Source organism: Homoserinimonas flava, assembly GCF_054969005.1.
In genome coordinates this window covers 784,289-801,970 of record NZ_JBUEQS010000001.1, presented here as the reverse complement: position 1 = coordinate 801,970, position 17,682 = coordinate 784,289, and the positions used below count along the sequence as shown (strand labels likewise).

Here is a 17,682-nt window from a genome sequence, read left to right as displayed (position 1 = left end):
AGATCACCATTACGCAGGTTGCGACGGAGCGTTCCGAGGACCAGATCCTCGCGCCCAACGCGAATAACCACGGACACGTGTCCACCGCGTTCGCCTGGTCCTGACTGTCAGGTGCCCCGTCCTCGCGGCGGGGCACCCTACCCACCACCAACAACCCGGCACGCCGATCGGAGCCTCATGTCCCCTTCCACCCTCACCCGCACCGTACACGTCGAAGTCCGCGCGCTGCCCGGCGCCCGAACCCTCGTCACAACACCGGCCGACACCTCCTACGCCGTGGACATCGAGCCTCCCGCCATACTGCGCATGCTGGACACCTGGGGCACAGGAATCTCCTCCCCTTTTCTTCCCGCCGGATGGGAAGACGGCGCCGCAATGCTGCGCGACGTCCTCGAACGCGACGGCGCATTCACCGACCCGGAGCCAGCCGGGTCGCTGCCCAACACTGCTCCCGACTACGACACGGGCGACGGGTCGGATGCGAACCCTGGCGATCTTCTCGTCACCGGGGACCCCGCGGTCGTCGCTGCGCTGCAGCACGGCGGCGACGGAGTCGTTCGAGCAGTACCCGCCGACGATTGGCAGCGCGTGATCCACCGAGCGTTCCGCACCCGGGAACTCCTCGTTTATGCTGTCCGCGGTGCCGATGACGCCACCCTCATCGCCCTGGATCGACTCTGCAGCGACGCTCGCACCCCGTGGATAGCGGTAGAAGTCTCCCGCTCCACCCTGTGGGTCGGACCGTTCGTGACACCAGGAGTTGGCGCGAACTATGAAGACTTCGCCGCCCGACGCACCGCCGCCGCGCTTGACGCTGTCGCCCATCGTGCCCTCCGCGCCCCCGCAGCCGGCGGCGACGCTGGTCGCCCTCCGCACCACCTTGGCCAGAGCATCCGAGCGGCAGTAGCTGTTCTCAGCGGAACCCGGGTTGGTGACGTCGTCACTGAGATCGCCGCGGACGGCACATCGACCATGCACCCCGTACTCCCGTTGCCGACCAGCGTGCTCAGCGCATCCCGCCAGCACACGCCTGCCGACCTCGTCGACCGGGTGACCGGGCTTGTTCAGCGAACCCGAGACGTCGTGCACCACCCGAGCATCCCCTCGCTTCTCGCTACAGCGCAAAGCGACGTCTGCAATATGCGCCGCGTCTCACGATGGGCCAACAACACGTCGTGCCAAGGCTCCGCCTTCGGCGACTCCGAACAGGCACGGGCGAGCGCAATCGGCGAAGCCGCTGAACGCTACTGCGGCAATCTGCTCGACACCCTCCCTGTCACCGTCGGCAGCTACAACTCCCTCCACCGCGGCTCCATCCGAGTGCTCGACCCGGACGAACTCGTGCTGTACTCCGACGAGCAGTACGACACCCCAGGTTTTCCGTTCGTGCGGATGACCCACGACCTCGAGCAGCACTGGGTTCCGGGTCAATCGCTTACGACCGGCGAGGCCGTGCTGGTGCCCGCAAGCACCGTCTACGTCAACTGGTTTACGGCAGGGTATGCCGGCGCGCCGGTCACCACATTCTGCCCATTTGCCGGTGTTGCGGCGGGCCCCAACCCGGACTATGCCGTGACCTCCGCACTCGAGGAGATCATCGAGCGTCACGCGACGATGGTGTGGTGGCTCAATGGACAGCCGTTGGATGCCATCGATCCCGGCGAGCTCGCTCGCGTCTGGGACGACGTGCCCTTCGATGCCGGCCAGCGCCCCTCGTTGATCCATCTGGACAACGAGTTCGGCGTGCCGGTGATGGCAGGAGTCCTCCACAACGACATAGACACGCTGGTGAACGTCGGCTTTGCGTGTCGAGATACGCCCGAAGCAGCCGCCCTCAAAGCGTGGACGGAGGCCTGCACACTCCAAGAGGGTAGCCGCGACCTTCTCCGAGCCGACGGAGCGCATTGGGATGCGATGGCTCGGGGGGACCTCAACAGCCGGTCGTTCAAGCCGTGGCGCGCCGACCGCCGATACCTCGACTCCTATCGGGAAGACATGCGCGACTGCGACGACCTCATGGTGCAGCAACAGGTCCACCTTGACCCCCGTGCCGTCCAGCGTGTTGCTCCGCTTCTTGAACGACCCGTCACCCGCCGACTCACTGACCTTCCCCGCCTCGGCGAACGGACACCGGCCCCGTACCGAAGTGCGCTCGAAAACGCGGGTCACGAAGTCATCGTGGTCGACATCACCTCGCCCGACATCGCCAGCACCGGGATGGCCGTCGTGCGAGCAATCGTCCCCGGAACCATCGGCAACGCACCCGCCGCCTTCCCGTTTCTCGGGCGAGGACGCGTTCAAGACCTCGCCGTCGAATTGGGATGGCGGGCGCGGCGCCTGACGGAGGCTGACCTCAATTTCTTCCCCATCCCCCACGCGTGACCCGAATCACCGCGCACGCCCTCGGGAGCGACCACCTCGTCGTCTGCGGAGATGACGGCCGCCGCTGGATCCTCGATGCTCCGGCGGCGGCAGTCCACTCCGATCCGGTCCTCGCCGCCCTTGCCGAGATCCGAGCGTCAGCACCCGATGTCGAGATCCCGGTCGGCGCGCATGACATCACGGTTGAATCGACGCTAGGACTGCATGACGTCGCTGCCGGATGCGACGTGGAACGCGTCGTGCTGTGGCGGTACGCCGGACGACCACACCGCATCGCACTCCACCCCGCCAATGCCTGCGCTACGGTCGATCTGGTCGAGAATCTCCTGCGCGCGGGCATCAGCGAGCCCGCCCTCGCTGCTGCGCTCATCGAGCGACCACTCCTCGCAGACCAACTCAGCACCTTCGCTGGCGACACCCGTGACACCGCCGCCGACGTGCTCGAACGATGGGAGGGTGACGAATGGGTGCCGCACCGGCTAAGACCTGCGCCAAGCACCGACTCCGTCACGGGCATCTTGCGACGAATCGTTAGCCGCCCCGTTGAGCCCTGGCACCCGCCCGGCTTTCAACACCTCCACGCGGAATTACCCCATCTCGCAAGCGTTGATCCCCGCTTCCAGCCTGACTTGCTCGCGCCAGCCGGAGCCTTCACTGGCGGACCCGAAACGCCCGAGCGTGCTGGCGTGCTTTCCGGGATCGCTCACTACTGCGGCGCGTACCTCGGGCAAGGAAAGCTCCGCTGCGCCACCGCCCACGAACTCCGCGACACCGGAGACCGCGTCCTCACTGTCACGGATTGGCGGCCCCACGACCCACGCCTGCACGCAGTGCCGGGGTTTCCCTTCGTTCGAGACGATGAGCAGGCGATGAACTGGTGGCTCGCGGGCGACGAGCGCGGCGACACCTGCTGGGCCCCGCTCGCCCTCGTCCACGCCGGCTACCTCGCGAGCGGCCTGCAGCCTCTCCCGCCCACCAACAGTCACAACCTCGTCGGGCTCCAGGCTGGCTCAGACCTCAGCGATGCAGCCAACCGTGCCGCCGCACACATCATCGCCCACGACGCCATTGCCAGATGGTGGCGAACCCCCACGGCGCTCCAGGAATGCGATCCGCCCGCGGGCCTTCGCGCGGCGTGGAACGAGTCATCCCTGGAGATTCGAGTGCTCGATGTGCCGTCCTCCATCGACGTTCCCGTACGCCTCGTCGTCGCGGACGACCGCCACGACGACATCATCGGCCTGGGCTTCGCGGCCGCAGCTGATCCTGACGACGCCGCCGCCCAGGCAGCAGCCGATGCACTCGTCCAGTACGCATCGGCCCAAGACCTGAACTCCTCCAGCAGTCTCATCCGCGACGCCGAACACATCGGCAACGGCGGCGTTGCTGGCCTCGCGGACTTCGATGCGAACCGCCGCTACGCCGAAGCCACGTTCGCTAATGCGCGACGCCTCATCGACCCGATGTGCCACGTTCAATATGGACTCAGTCGATCCAGCGTCGCCCGCGTGCGGAAACGCACAGTTCCCAGCGGATCGACTGGCCGCCGGGAGGCGGGGCCGAAGCCTCTTGCAGCGCTGCTCGCTTCCAGCACTCGAGTGGTGATCATCGACGTCACCACCACCCGAGTGCGGGAGGCAGGCTTCGCCGCGTGCCGGGTCCTCGCGCCGGAATTCGAGCGGCTCACGCCTGCCGCCTTTCCAGCGATGATAGAAGACACGGCACCATACCCCGGGTGGTAACTCACTGCTGCAGCCCTGCCATTCCATTTGGCTGAAGCGTTGTGCCGAGCTCCCCGCGCTCTCACCCCTGCGTCCTGCGGCGCACTCGCCAGGTTGCAGCCACTGCAGCTACCCCGATAGCAAAGCCCAGCGTCAGCGTCAGCGCGACGAGTGCGAACTGCGCCAGCGCCAGTGTCGGCTGCCCCGAGAAGAAGAATCCGGCCCGGGCGTCGATCAGGCCGATCGCTAGCAGGCCTATGACGGCCCCGACTCCGGCTCCCAGGGCGATGCTGAACCCCGGCCCCCCAGCGCGCAACCATCGCATGGAAGCGAAGAAGGCCGCGCCGCCCGCAAGGACCCCAACCGCGATGGCACCAGCGGGTGGCACACTAGCGGCGGCAGCCGTGGCGGCGGCAAGCCCAGCGATGGCACCGATGAGAAGATCGCGATTCGCGAGCCGGTTTCGTCGCAGAAGGCCGAGCATTACGGCGACGAGCGCCCCGCAGCCGGCCATGATGAGGCAGTTGATCGCCATGCCAAAGGTGTAGGCACTGAGCTCGCCTTCCAGCGCGACGAGCCACGCGGTCCATGCGAGCACTGTCGCCACAACAACGCCGATGGTCTCGGCGAAACTCGGCCACCGCGTGCCCGAAGAGATGGCCGGCGAAGATCGGCGCCGTGAACCGATGGTGCCGATGGCTGCAAGCAGCCCAAACATTGAGACGTGAAACGCAGCCGCGGCGCCATAATCCGTTGCTGTGCTCAATGAAAGCGGATCGGGCAGATGATCGGACTGCATCAGCACGATCGGGACGAAGCACAGCCCGTACCAGGCGGTTACCACGAACGCAGTGGCCCCGCGCCCGAATGATGGCAGAAGCACGATTGCGAGAGCCCCCGTGGCAGCAAGCCCCATAACCAGCAGCAGGTACAGGTGGTCGATCACCATTGCATCTTGCCCCGTGCCGCGCGAGCAACGCGCCAATGACGATTCCGACTCGCCGAAACGGCACCGCTGGCATCGATGCAGCTGAAATGTGCGCCAAGCGCACGACAACGGGGGTGCAGCCTTATCGGCCGCACCCCCGAAGGGTTAGTGTCGCTTAGGCGTTCTCGAGGGCGTAGCCCTCTTCGCCGTGCACGATCGTGTCGATGCCAGCAACCTCGTCTTCGTTCTTGACGCGGAAGCCGATCGTCTTCTCAATGGCGAAGCCAAGGATGAAGGCGACGACGAACGAGTAGATCATGACGCCGAGGGCCGCGATCGTCTGCGTTGCAAGCTGACCGAGGTCGCCACCGGTGAAGAGACCGGTCTCCATGGCGAAGAAGCCAAGGTAGAGGGTACCGATGAGACCACCGACGAGGTGGATGCCCACGACGTCGAGCGAGTCATCAAATCCGAGCTTGAACTTGAGCTCGACAGCCAGCGCACAGAGCGCGCCGGCAATGATGCCGAGGAGCAGGGCCCAGCCGGGCTCAAGGTTGGCACAGGCAGGGGTAATGGCGACGAGGCCGGCAACCGCACCGGAAGCAGCGCCAACCGCGGTGGCCTTGCCGTCTTTGAGCTTCTCGATGATGAGCCAACCGAGGATGGCTGCCGACGTGGCACCGAGCGTGTTCGTGACGATGAGGCCAACGTTCGCCATGTCGTTGAGGAACTCAGCACCGGCGTTGAAGCCGAACCAGCCGAACCACAGGATCGCGGCACCGAGGAGCACGAGGGGCACGTTGTGCGGCTTGTGTGCGCCCTTCTGGAATACGACGCGCTTGCCGAGCACCAGTGCCAATGCGAGGGCTGCTGCGCCCGCGTTGATGTGCACTGCGGTGCCGCCGGCGTAGTCGATGACGCCGGGGAGTCCCATGGTCTCACCGAGGTTGAGGATCCAGCCACCGCCCCAGACCCACGCTGCGACGGGGAAGTAGACGAGAGTCGCCCAGATTCCCGCGAAGATCATCCAGGCACCGAACTTCGCACGGTCTGCGATCGCGCCGGAGATGAGGGCCACCGTGATGATGGCGAAGGTTCCACCGAAGGCTGCACCAACGAGTGTCTCGTTGTCTGCTCCAGCAAGGCCCAGGTTGGAGAACGGGTTGCCCGCGAAGTCCCAGACGCCGCCGACCGCAGACATATTGAAGCCGTACAAGATCCAGAGCACTCCGATGAGGGCAAGCGAGCCGAAGCTCATCATCATCATGCTGATGACGCTCTTGGCCTTCACCAAGCCGCCATAGAAGAGCGCAACGCCTGGTGTCATGAACAGCACTAGGGCAGTGGCCGTGATGGCCCAAGCAAGTTCGCCGGTGTCCATAGGGATAACCTCTCTCAGTTCGCGAAGGGTGGCCCGAGCCCTGGAGGATTGCCCTCCACTGCTTCGGTACGTCGCCCAGTTTCTTGTGAGAAAGTTTCGGCGGGGCTGTTGCCGTGTTTCGCGAGTGTTACGCGAAATCCCGTTTGGTAAACAGCGTGTTTCACGCGACCACCCATTGGCTGGGCATCACGAACGAATCGTTCGAGTAGTCGTTATTCAGGCTGACCCGAGGTCAGGGCGATGAGTCGCGATACCGCCCTCAGATACTTCTTGCGATAGCCACCCGCGAGCATCTCCTCCGGAAATACGGCGTCGAGCGGAGTTCCACTCGCGATCACCGCGACCTGGCCGTCGTAGAGACGGTCGACAAACGCGACAAATCTCAGTGCATCCGTCTGGCTCGTGAAGGGCCGAACATCACGAAGACCGACCGCGGCAAGCCCATCGACGATCTTGACGTAGCGCGATGGATGCACCTGGCCGAGAAACTCAAGTACCGAGCCGAAATCATCAATCGTGGTCGGCCCGGCGCGCTCAGCGAGTCGAGGCTCGATCTCTTCTGTAGCGACCGCGACAGCATGGCCGGAGTTTTCTCGATGGCGATAGTCAACGCCGTCGACTCTGAGCGTGTTGAACTGACCTGCGAGGGCGTCGATCTCACGGAGAAAGTCCTGCGCAGCAAAGCGCCCCTCGCCGAGCGCGTTTGGCGGCGTGTTCGACGTCGCTGCGATGCGAGTGCCCGAGGCGACGAGCTCGCCGAGTAGGCGCGCCATGAGTCGGGTGTCCCCCGGATCGTCGAGCTCAAACTCATCGATACAAATGAGAGATGCACCCTTCAGCGCGGCAACCGTCTCGGCATACCCGAGTGCTCCGACAAGCGCGGTGTACTCGATGAAGGTGCCGAAATACTTGCGGCCGCCGGCGAGATGCCACAGCGAGGCGAGCAAATGGGTCTTGCCGACGCCGAATCCACCGTCAAGATAGATCCCCGGTCGGGTGTCGTCAGCAGCCTTACGGCGCGAGAAGAAGCCGCCGCCCCGCCCGGTCGCGCCGGAGGCAAAGTTGCGAATCGCCGCGACGGCAGCACCTTGAGAAGGAAAGTCGCGATCGGGACGATAGGTATCGAGCGACGCTGACAAGAACTGACGCGGTGGCACGAGATGGGCAACCATCTCCTCTCCCCCGAGCCGATCGTCGCGCTGAAGCAGACTCATCGGGGAGGCGGTCGGTTGACCCTGCTGCTGTGTGGTCACGGGAACCCGTCCGTTGAAAATGGTGCGCCGTAGGCGTGTCGAAGTCTTACGTTCCCCGCAGCATCAGGCACGGCACAGCGCCTACAGTCATAGAGGGAGAACCCCATGTTAACCCGATTGCCGACGGCGGGATGCCGCGGCGCCGAGCACCACGGAGGCACTCATGACAATCCCGTCCGACATCGCGGCGCGCTTCTCCGAATTTGCGCATCCTGAGCGACTTGTGAGCACCGAGTGGCTCGCCGCTCACCTCGACACGCCGCGGATCGTCGTCGTCGAATCCGATGAGGATGTTCTCCTTTACGAAACCGGCCACATTCCAGGTGCGGTGAAGATTGACTGGCATCTCGATCTCAACGATCCTGTCGAACGCGATTACATCGACGGAGCGGCATTCTCCCGCCTCATGAGCTCGAAGGGCATCGCCCGCGACAGCACTGTCATCATCTATGGCGATAAGAGCAACTGGTGGGCCGCCTACGCTCTCTGGGTCTTCACCCTCTTCGGCCACGAGGACGTGCGCCTTCTCGATGGCGGTCGAGCCAAGTGGGAGGCAGAAGGTCGTGCCTATTCGACAGAAGATTCCGCACCGACGCCAACTTCGTATCCGGTCGTCGAGCGCGACGACTCACAAATCAGGGCGTTCAAAGACGATGTCCTCCTCCACCTCGGCAAGCCACTCATCGATGTGCGTTCACCAGAAGAATTTTCAGGCGAACGGACGACTGCCCCCGCATATCCGGATGAATCAGCCCTCCGGGCTGGCCACATACCGACGGCGCAGAATGTGCCATGGGGCAAAGCTGCGGCAGATGATGGCACTTTCCGAAGTCGAGCTGAGCTCGAGGCGCTCTACTTCGACGAGGCCGGCATCCGCCCAGATGACGACGTGGTCGCATACTGCCGTATCGGAGAGCGATCGAGCCACACCTGGTTCGTGCTGACCCATCTCCTCGGGCTCGAGAAGGTGCGCAACTACGACGGCTCGTGGACGGAGTGGGGATCTGCAGTCCGAGTTCCGATTGTGACCGGCTCAGAGCCTGGAGTACTGCGTTCCCGGTGACGGAGGCGACCATGATGCGATACTCGGAGCGATGAACGCACACGATCTCCCCGCGGCGCTCGCCGATATTCGGGAGGAGTTCCTCGCCGTCGGCCAACGCGAGCGCCTCACGCTGCTCCTCGAGTTCGCCAACGAGCTGCCGGAGCTTCCTGAACGCTACGCGGACCACCCCGACCTTCTCGAGCGTGTTGAAGAATGCCAAGCTCCCGTGTACCTCTTTGTTGAGGTCGATGAGGATGAGGTGGTCCACCTCTTCGTGACGGCGCCGCGCGAGGCACCGACCACTCGCGGCTTCGCATCAATTCTGGTGCAGGGCCTCGACGGCCTCCCCGCGGCGGAGGTACTCGGCGTTTCTGAGGACTTTGCGGGCACGATCGGTCTCGCCGAGGCCATCAGCCCTCTGCGCCTTCGCGGCATGAGTGCCTTGCTCTCAAGAATCAAACGTCAAGTCACGGCAAAGTCGGCGGCGTAGGGCAGCGCGTCATCGATCCAGCCATGCACTGACAATCTTGGTAAACCGCTTCGGATCGTGATTCCAAATCCTGGTGTGCCCGGCCTCGGATATCTCAGGAAACGTCACGATGTCTGGTCGCGCCTCAGCGAGTGCACGAGACGCAGTGTTGGGAACAAAGCGATCTCCTGAACTGTGCAAAAGCAGGATCGGCACTCGAAGCTCCACAGCGCGAGATACGAAATCGAGCCGGCGAAGATCGATGGGTGCGGCCTGGCCGGTGACGACTCTCCCCCACGGCCGAGTGAGCACGCGGTACACGGCGAACGTGACAAAGCGGGGAATTCTTAGCATGCCCGCCTGGTGATCAAGCGCCGTTACCCAGTCGACGACGGGCGACTCAAGGATGACGCCGTCCACGACGGCCGCAAGGTGTGAACGCGACACCGCCTGCAAGACGGTTGCCCCACCCATCGACCATCCCATGAGCACGATGCTCTTCGCACCATGATCAAGCGCGTAGCGCATCGCACTCTCGACATCGAGCCATTCGATGTCTCCGAGCGCATAGAGTCCATCGGCGCTTTGCGGGGCAAGACCGTCATTTCGATATGAAATGAGGAGAGAGGTGTAGCCAGCATCGCGGAACACCGGCACAGCCCGGATCGTCTCTCGTCGATCTACGGCGCGTCCGTGGACTTGGATAACCCAGCGGGTCGACGGTGTCTCGGGGTCGATCCTCCAGGCAGGGGCCGGGCCGAGGGTCGTCTCCACTTCGACCTCGCTAAAGGGCAGAGCGAGCTCTTCGGGGTCACGGTAATACCAGCCAGAGATTCGACACCGGGCTCCCGCACGGGGCATGCCCTCCTCAACTCGAATGAGGCGACGAGTCACCGTGTTCGGGCTACGATCCAGGATCGGCCCGACCTTCGCGTAGCCAGAATCGCGGTCAAACCAGAGGCCATAGTGGCCATCGACCAGCGACTCGGGGTGCGCCGTCAGCACGATGGTCTCGGCTTCGAGATCAAGGGCCACAATACGGATGTCGTGCACTGCCCGGCGCGGAGGCGTGACGACCCGACGAGCGACGAGCAGCGTGCCCGCGATGGTCGCTGCTGCGACAGTTCCGACACCTGCAGCGGCGACGAAGACGGCGGGAAGCCACCACTGCGCCTGCCGTGCGGCGTGCCTGCGTGCGTGCGTCACGCTTGAACTTTAGTCTTCACATGTGGCGAACTCAGATACTGGGGCAATTCCAACCCCGTTCAGCGATGCCGTTGCTGCGATTCGTCGCGCGACGTTCCGATCTGAGGTCAGCGTGCATGACATCCCGTCGCCGTCGTCGCTATCGCCTCACTCGATCGCGCTCGCTGCGGATGTCACACCGGCTCGCCACGATGAGGATTCTGATCTCGGAACCGGCCGCTTCGTGTTGCTGTACGACCCTGAAGCTCCAGATGCCTGGGGTGGGGTGTTCCGTGTCGTGTGCTTCGTGCAGGCGCCGTTGGAGACCGACATTGGCGTCGATCCATTTCTCGCGGATGTTGCGTGGTCGTGGCTCATCGACGCCCTCGATGCACGAGGCGCCCGTTATACCAACCCGTCCGGCACCGCGACGAAGATTCTCTCAACCGGCTATGGCGAACTCGCCGACCAGGGCGACGGCGCGCAGATCGAACTCAGGGCCTCGTGGACACCGAGCGACGCGGATGTCACGAGCCACGTCGAAGGCTGGGGTGAACTCCTTGGCATGCTCGCTGGCCTCCCTCCGGCCGAGGGCGTGAGATCCTTGGCGACACGCAGAGCCGCCCGCGAAGCGTGAGCCGAGAGGGATGATGTGACTTCTGAACCAAGCGATGAGGTGGCGGCCGACAGCCATCACGTGATCACGACGCGGGATGAGTATCTCGCGGCCGTCGAGCGTATCGGCGCGGGCGAAGGCCCCGTCGCGGTCGATGCGGAGCGAGCATCCGGATATCGCTACTCACAGCGCGCCTACCTGATCCAGGTCTTTCGTCGCGGAGCGGGCACCTTTCTTTTTGACCCACCAGCCATCGGCGACTTCTCTGAACTGAACGCAACAATCTCCCAGGTGGTCTGGGTATTTCACGCGGCAAGCCAGGATCTCGAATGTCTGCGAGAAGTCGGCCTCGACCCTGTCGAGATCTTCGACACTGAGCTCGGTGCCCGAATTGCTGGGCTCCCCCGCGTTGGTCTCGGGACGGTAGTCGAGTCGCTGCTCGGCATCCACCTCGCCAAAGAGCATTCCGCGGCCGACTGGTCCACACGGCCGCTGCCGGAATCTTGGCTTGTCTATGCCGCCCTCGACGTCGAGCTGCTCGTTGACCTTCGCGATGCTATCGCGTCACTCCTCGACGAGCAGGGAAAGACAGAGATGGCACGGCAGGAGTTCGCCGATGTGCTCAGCCGCACAGCACGCCCAAGTTCGCGCGGCGAAGGCTGGCGACGCCTCTCGGGAGTGCACTCCGTGCGGGGGTCACGCAACCTCGCCGTCGCAAAGGCACTCTGGGAGGCCAGGGATGCATATGCGCGGGAGACCGACATTGCTCCCGGGCGTCTGGTGCCCGATTCGAGCCTCGTCGCGGCAGCGAAGACGCTCCCCTCAAGCAAGCGCGACCTCGCGGCACTGCGTGAGTTCAGCGGTCGAGCAAGCCGGTCAGAGCTCGCGCGGTGGTGGTCAGCGATCGAAGAGGGGCTCGCCTCGACCGAAGTACTCACGCTGCGCGTCCCCGGCGCTGACACGATCCCGCCGCCCAAGGCCTGGGCTGATCGCAACCCGGAGGCCGATCAGCGGCTGAAAGTCGTACGACCTCGCATCGCCGAGCTCGCTGAGTCGATGGCCGTACCCCTTGAGAACCTACTGACGCCCGATACGCTGCGCCGCGTGGCCTGGAATCCTCCGGAGCCGCTGGGTGCCGACGCCCTCGCTGCGACCCTCGCCAAACTCGGTGCTCGTCCCTGGCAGATTGAAGCAACCGTACAGATCATCCACCAAGCCTTTGTAGATGCGGTCCAAGAGGCCCCGGAGGGCGAGGAAGACGCTTCGTAGGTTCGTGCAAAGGGTTCGTGCCCCAAAAATGCCAAGCCTAGGATCAGGTTCAGTACCTGACAACAAGGAGGCACTGTGGCCGAGATGCAAGAAGTCGTGTTCATCGATGGGGTGAGGACCCCATTCGGTCGAGCCGGCGAAAAGGGAATGTATTGGAGCACCCGGGCCGACGATCTCGTGGTGAAGGCGATGATCGCCCTCCTCGAGCGCAACCCCGCTGTGCCAAAAGACCGGATCGATGAGGTTGCGATCGCTGCGACAACCCAGACCGGCGACCAGGGGCTCACGCTCGGCCGAAGCGCGGCCATCTTGGCAGGCCTTCCCCACTCCGTTCCCGGGTATGCGATCGACCGCATGTGCGCTGGCGCGATGACGTCGGTGACGACCCTCGCAGGCGGCATCGCGATGGGTGCGTACGACATCGTGCTCGCCGGTGGCGTCGAGCACATGGGCCACCACCCCATGGGTGAGGGCGTCGACCCTAACCCCCGATTCGTCGCGGAGAAACTCGTCAACGCCGAAGCACTCAACATGGGTAACACGGCGGAGAGGATCCATGATCGGTTCCCGGAGCTGACGAAGGAGCGCGCCGACCGCTTTGCTCTCGCGAGCCAGCAGAAGTTCGCAGCCGCCGTCGCCGCTGGCAAGATCGATCCGGATCTCGTGCCGATCGCCATCAAGACTGCCGCGGGCTGGGGCCTTGCCACACGCGACGAGGCGCCCCGACCCGAGACGACGATGGAAGGGCTCGCGGATCTCAAGACCCCCTTCCGGCCGCACGGTCGGGTCACTGCCGGCAATGCATCCGGCCTGAATGACGGCGCGACGGTCGGTCTGCTCGCAAGTGGTGCAGCGGCGAAGGAGCTCGGCCTCCAGCCGAAAATGCGACTCGTGAGCTATGCCTACGCCGGCGTTGAGCCCGAGATCATGGGCATCGGCCCGATCCCGTCCACCGAGAAGGCGCTCAAGAAGGCCGGGCTCACGATTGACGACATCGGCCTGTTCGAGCTCAACGAAGCGTTTGCCGTGCAGGTGCTCTCGCTCCTCGACCACTACGGCATCGCCGACGATGACCCGCGGGTCAACCAGTGGGGCGGTGCCATCGCGGTGGGACATCCACTCGCGTCATCTGGCGTCCGCCTGATGATTCAGCTTGCACGCCAATTCGAGGAGCACCCAGAGGTTCGCTATGGGCTCACGGCTATGTGCGTCGGCCTGGGCCAGGGCGGTTCGGTCGTCTGGGAGAACCCGCACTACACGGGAAAGAAGAAGAAAAAGTGATGACGCAGAATTTCGACGAGCTCAAGGCGCTTTCCGGCGACGAGGTGGTTACCCACTCCTACGTGACGGATGTCGCGCTCTCCGATGGGCGAATGCTCGCCCTCATCACGCTCGACAACGGGCGCGACCACACCCGTCCAAACACCTTTGGGCCGCTCGGACTCCTTGAGCTCGGTGACGTGCTTGACGAGCAGAAAGCGCGTGCCGCTCGCGGCGAGATCGCTGGCGTCGCTGTCACCGGAAAGCAGTACATTCTCGCTGCCGGTGCCGACCTCAGCAAGGTGAGTGAGATCCCGAGCAGGGATGCCGCGAAGAAGCTCGCCCAGCTCGGTCACCACGTACTCGGCAAGCTCGATGAGCTCGGGGTCCCATCGTTCGTCTTCATCAACGGGCTCGCGCTCGGCGGTGGCCTCGAGGTCGCCCTCAATGCGAACTACCGCACTGTCGATCGTTCGGGCGCCGGAATCGCGCTCCCCGAGGTGTTCCTCGGCATTATTCCCGGATGGGGCGGCGCCTGGTTGCTTCCCAACCTCATCGGCATCGAGAATGCGCTCAAGGTCGTCATTGAGAACCCCCTAAAGAACAACACCATGTTGAAGCCGCAGCAGGCGTTCGACATGGGTATCGCGGATGCAATCTTCGACCCCGCAAACTTCCTCGAGGAATCGATCCGCTGGGCCGACGGCGTCATTGCCGGTGCGACGAAGGTCAAGCGCCCGAATGAACCGGGCAAGATCGAGCGGGCGGTCAAGTGGGACGTCGCGATCGGCATCGCGCACAAGATGCTTGAAAGCCGCATCGGCACGGTCGCGAAATCCCCGTATGCCGCACTCGAACTCCTCAAGGCGGCAAAGAACACCGATCGTCGCACAGGGTTTGCTGCCGAGGACGAGAAGCTCGCCGAGCTCATCGCCGGCGACCAGTTCGCCGCGAGCATCTACGCCTTCAACCTCGTGCAAAAGCGTGGAAAGCGACCGGCCGGCGCGCCCGACAAGAAGCTCGCGAAGCCGGTTACCAAGATCGGGGTCGTCGGGGCTGGCCTCATGGCACAGCAGTTCGCGCTGCTCTTCGTGCGACGTCTCAAGGTCCCGGTCATCATCACCGACATCTCGCAAGAGCAGATTGATAAGGGCCTCGGATACATCCACGGCGAGATCGACAAGCTTCTTTCGAAGGGAAAGCTCTCGCACGACGACGCTAACCGCCTCAAGGCGCTCGTCACCGGCACGACCGACAAGACGGACTTTGCCGATGCAGATTGGGTTATCGAGGCGATCTACGAGAATCTCGAGGCGAAGCAGGATGTTCTCGCCGAGATCGAGAAGCACGTTTCAGAGACCGCGGTGCTCGCGACAAACACCTCATCGCTCTCGGTTGAACAGATCGGCGCCAAGCTCGCACACCCGGAGCGGCTCGTCGGGTTCCACTTCTTCAACCCCGTCGCGGTCATGCCGCTCATCGAGGTCGTGAACACTCCGCAGACGGATGAGGCCACGCTGAGCACCGCCATGGTGACGGCTGCAAAGCTGTACAAGACGGCGGTCATCACGGCCGACACTCCCGGCTTCGTCGTGAACCGCATCCTCGCGAAGCTTCTCGGCGAGGCGATGCACGCCGTCGACACCGGCACACCGTTCGAGGTCGTGAACACGGCGAATGCGCCACTGGGACTGCCGATGACGCCGTTCGAGCTGCTCGAGCTGGTCGGGCTCAAGGTCGGTGCGCACGTGCTCGACACACATCACGCGGCGTTCCCCGAGCGATTCTTCGAGAGCGAGAACCTCCACCGCCTCGCCGAGTATGGTCAGATTTTCGAGCGCGACGGCAAGGGCAAGATCAAGGGCTTCGACAAGAAGGCCGTGAAGATCGTCTCTGGTGGCACGACGCCGATGACCCGTGAGGAGATCCTCCGCCGGCTCGAGGACGGACTCGCGGACGAGATCAAGCGCATGCTCCACGAGGGGGTCGTCGCGGCGGCCGAGGACATTGATCTCTGCCTCATCCTCGGTGCAGGATGGCCGTTCCAGATGGGTGGAGCGACGCCATACCTCGACCGTGTTGGCGCCTCCGAACGTGCCTTCGGGGGCACATTCCACACACCGACAATCCGCGGTGTCGATCACCGTTAGACCAGCACGAAAGAAAGGAGAATGGCCCGGAGTTCGCAGTCCGGGCCATTCTCCGTTTGAACTCGCCTCTCAGAGCCGAAGTATCAGCCCTCGGCGTCGACGCGCTCATTCCGTGGCTCAGAGCGGGCGACAGGAATCTTGCTGCCGAGCACCTGGGCAACGACGTCTCGCGCGATCTGCTGCGGGGTGAGACCGACCTCTTCGAGAATTTCGGCGCGCGTCGCGTGATCAAGGAACCTGTCCGGAAGGCCGAGCTCGGTCACGGCAGTGTCGACGCCGGCAGCGCGCATATCCTGGCGCAGTCGTGTGCCGACTCCGCCGACGCGCACACCATCTTCGATCGAGATCACAATTCGATGTTCGGCTGCAAGCTCGATAACACTCTTGGGGATCGGCACGACCCACCGAGGGTCGACGACCGTCGCGCCGATGCCCTGCTGCTCGAGCCGTGCCGCGACCTCGAGACCCATGTCGGCCATGGGGCCGATCGTCATGATGAGCACATCCTTTTGGGCAGACTCGTGGAGCACATCCACGCCGTCCGAGGTGCGACGCACGGCCTCGACCTCGCCTCCCACGCTGCCCTTCGAGAAGCGGATGACGGTGGGCGCATCTTCGATGGCGACCGCCTCACGCAGTTGCTCGCGCAGGCGTGACGCGTCGCGCGGCGCGCTGAGTCGGATGCCGGGCACGACCTGGAGGATCGCGAGGTCCCACATTCCGTGATGGCTCGGACCATCCGGGCCTGTTACGCCAGCACGATCGAGCACGAACGTGACGCCAGCCCTGTGCAGCGCGACATCCATCAGCACTTGATCGAAGGCACGGTTGATAAACGTTGCGTACACCGCAACGACCGGGTGGAGGCCGCCAAACGCGAGCCCAGCAGCGGATGTCACAGCGTGCTGCTCCGCGATGCCGACATCGAGCACGCGGTCAGGGAACCTGGCAGCCAGCTTGTGCAGGCCGACCGGACGGAGCATTGCGGCGGTAATGCCGACAATGCGCGGATTCTCTGCGGCGATTTCGACGATCTCGTCGGCGAACACTGACGTCCACGACGGCGAACCGGGCCCGCTCACTGACTCACCGGTCTCTGGATCGATCTGCCCGACCGCGTGGAACTGATCGGCTTCGTCGGCAAGGGCAGGCTTGTAACCTCGGCCCTTTTGCGTGATGACGTGAACGATCACGGGTGCCGCATACGTCTTCGCCTGGCGCAGTGCCTCTTCGAGCGCGTGCAGATCATGCCCGTCGATGGGGCCGAGATACTTGATGTCGAGGTTTGAGTAGAGTGCCTCGTTGTTTGTGAAGCGGCTGAGGAAGCCGTGCAGACCGCCTCGCACACCGCGGTAGAGCGCGCGTGCTGGGGCGCCGAGCCTGTCGAACAGCTTGCGACTGCCGAGGTGCAGATTGCGGTAGGTGCGCCGGGTACGGACGCCATTGAGAAACCGCGCCATGCCGCCGATTGTCGGCGCGTAGGAACGTCCGTTGTCATTGACAACGATGACGAGGTTTCGCGTGTTGTCGTCGCTGATGTTGTTGAGGGCCTCCCAGGTCATCCCGCCAGTGAGCGCACCATCGCCGACCACGACGGCGACGTGCCGATCGTCCTGTCCTGACATCTCAAATGCGCGGGAAACACCGTCCGCCCACGACAGCGAACTAGACGCATGGGAGCTCTCGACGACGTCATGCACTGACTCCGAGCGCTGAGGATACCCTGCGAGGCCGCCACGAAGGCGAAGACGGCTGAAGTCCTGGCGCCCCGTGAGCAACTTGTGCACGTAGGACTGGTGTCCGGTGTCGAAGATGATCGGGTCCTGCGGCGAGTGGAACACGCGGTGCAGGGCGATCGTCAGCTCAACGACACCAAGATTCGGACCAAGATGACCGCCGGTCTTCGACACCTCCGTGACAAGAAACCGACGGACCTCCTCTGCCAACTGTGAGAGCTGAGCAGAGGAGAGCACGTCGAGATCACGAGGACCGCTGATGGTCTCGAGAATACTCATTCCCGAAG

The 17,682-nt window shown here is 64.1% G+C and carries 13 protein-coding genes; 8 read left to right on the top strand and 5 right to left on the bottom strand.

All coding sequences use genetic code 11. The features are described 5' to 3' along the window. The first annotated feature begins 177 nt into the window (after nucleotides 1-177). Together ACY48M_RS03770 and ACY48M_RS03765 are read left to right on the top strand one after the other, a co-directional pair. The gene (locus ACY48M_RS03770; RefSeq protein WP_462818892.1) at nucleotides 178-2,382 is read left to right on the top strand and encodes a YcaO-like family protein; all 2,205 of its coding nucleotides are present in this window, start codon (nucleotides 178-180) and stop codon (nucleotides 2,380-2,382) included. Then, nucleotides 2,379-4,124, top strand: coding sequence for a YcaO-like family protein (locus ACY48M_RS03765; protein ID WP_462818891.1), 1,746 nt, complete (start codon nucleotides 2,379-2,381; stop codon nucleotides 4,122-4,124). The genes ACY48M_RS03770 and ACY48M_RS03765 overlap by 4 nt, the downstream gene beginning before the upstream one ends. Before the next feature lie 61 nt (nucleotides 4,125-4,185). On the opposite strand, the gene ACY48M_RS03760 is transcribed toward ACY48M_RS03765, so the two are convergent. The 3 genes from ACY48M_RS03760 to zapE all read right to left on the bottom strand — a co-directional run bounded on the left by ACY48M_RS03760 (nucleotide 4,186) and on the right by zapE (nucleotide 7,626). Then, nucleotides 4,186-5,049, bottom strand: a complete 864-nt coding sequence (locus tag ACY48M_RS03760; protein ID WP_462818890.1) for a hypothetical protein — start codon at nucleotides 5,047-5,049, stop codon at nucleotides 4,186-4,188. 157 nt (nucleotides 5,050-5,206) lie between these two features. Next, on the bottom strand, nucleotides 5,207-6,412 hold the full coding sequence (locus ACY48M_RS03755; protein ID WP_462818889.1) for an ammonium transporter: 1,206 nt from the start codon (nucleotides 6,410-6,412) through the stop codon (nucleotides 5,207-5,209). 212 nt (nucleotides 6,413-6,624) lie between these two features. Continuing rightward, the gene (gene zapE / locus ACY48M_RS03750) at nucleotides 6,625-7,626 is read right to left on the bottom strand and encodes a cell division protein ZapE (protein WP_462819255.1); all 1,002 of its coding nucleotides are present in this window, start codon (nucleotides 7,624-7,626) and stop codon (nucleotides 6,625-6,627) included. A 202-nt stretch (nucleotides 7,627-7,828) separates the two neighbouring features. Between zapE and ACY48M_RS03745 the strand changes: the two genes are divergently transcribed. Then, the gene (locus ACY48M_RS03745; protein WP_462818888.1) at nucleotides 7,829-8,728 is read left to right on the top strand and encodes a sulfurtransferase; all 900 of its coding nucleotides are present in this window, start codon (nucleotides 7,829-7,831) and stop codon (nucleotides 8,726-8,728) included. 31 nt (nucleotides 8,729-8,759) lie between these two features. Continuing rightward, nucleotides 8,760-9,200, top strand: a complete 441-nt coding sequence (locus tag ACY48M_RS03740) for a SufE family protein (protein ID WP_462818887.1) — start codon at nucleotides 8,760-8,762, stop codon at nucleotides 9,198-9,200. A 9-nt stretch (nucleotides 9,201-9,209) separates the two neighbouring features. Here the strand turns inward: ACY48M_RS03740 and ACY48M_RS03735 are convergent, their stop codons facing one another. Continuing rightward, on the bottom strand, nucleotides 9,210-10,385 hold the full coding sequence (locus tag ACY48M_RS03735; RefSeq protein ID WP_462818886.1) for an alpha/beta hydrolase family protein: 1,176 nt from the start codon (nucleotides 10,383-10,385) through the stop codon (nucleotides 9,210-9,212). A 22-nt stretch (nucleotides 10,386-10,407) separates the two neighbouring features. Here ACY48M_RS03735 and ACY48M_RS03730 point away from each other — a divergent pair, with 22 nt between their 5' ends. The 4 genes from ACY48M_RS03730 to ACY48M_RS03715 all read left to right on the top strand — a co-directional run bounded on the left by ACY48M_RS03730 (nucleotide 10,408) and on the right by ACY48M_RS03715 (nucleotide 15,659). Next, on the top strand, nucleotides 10,408-11,001 hold the full coding sequence (locus tag ACY48M_RS03730; protein ID WP_462818885.1) for a DUF3000 domain-containing protein: 594 nt from the start codon (nucleotides 10,408-10,410) through the stop codon (nucleotides 10,999-11,001). A 15-nt stretch (nucleotides 11,002-11,016) separates the two neighbouring features. Next, nucleotides 11,017-12,249, top strand: a complete 1,233-nt coding sequence (locus tag ACY48M_RS03725; RefSeq protein ID WP_462818884.1) for a ribonuclease D — start codon at nucleotides 11,017-11,019, stop codon at nucleotides 12,247-12,249. 84 nt (nucleotides 12,250-12,333) lie between these two features. Further along, nucleotides 12,334-13,530 carry a thiolase family protein gene (locus ACY48M_RS03720; RefSeq protein WP_462819254.1) on the top strand — a complete coding sequence of 399 codons (1,197 nt, stop codon included), beginning with the start codon at nucleotides 12,334-12,336 and terminating at the stop codon, nucleotides 13,528-13,530. Then, nucleotides 13,530-15,659, top strand: a complete 2,130-nt coding sequence (locus ACY48M_RS03715) for a 3-hydroxyacyl-CoA dehydrogenase NAD-binding domain-containing protein (protein WP_462819253.1) — start codon at nucleotides 13,530-13,532, stop codon at nucleotides 15,657-15,659. The genes ACY48M_RS03720 and ACY48M_RS03715 overlap by 1 nt, the downstream gene beginning before the upstream one ends. An 83-nt stretch (nucleotides 15,660-15,742) precedes the next feature. Here the strand turns inward: ACY48M_RS03715 and dxs are convergent, their stop codons facing one another. Further along, nucleotides 15,743-17,674: a 1-deoxy-D-xylulose-5-phosphate synthase gene (gene dxs, locus ACY48M_RS03710; protein ID WP_462818883.1), complete on the bottom strand. Its 1,932-nt coding sequence runs from the start codon at nucleotides 17,672-17,674 to the stop codon at nucleotides 15,743-15,745. Between the last annotated feature and the right edge of the window lie 8 nt (nucleotides 17,675-17,682).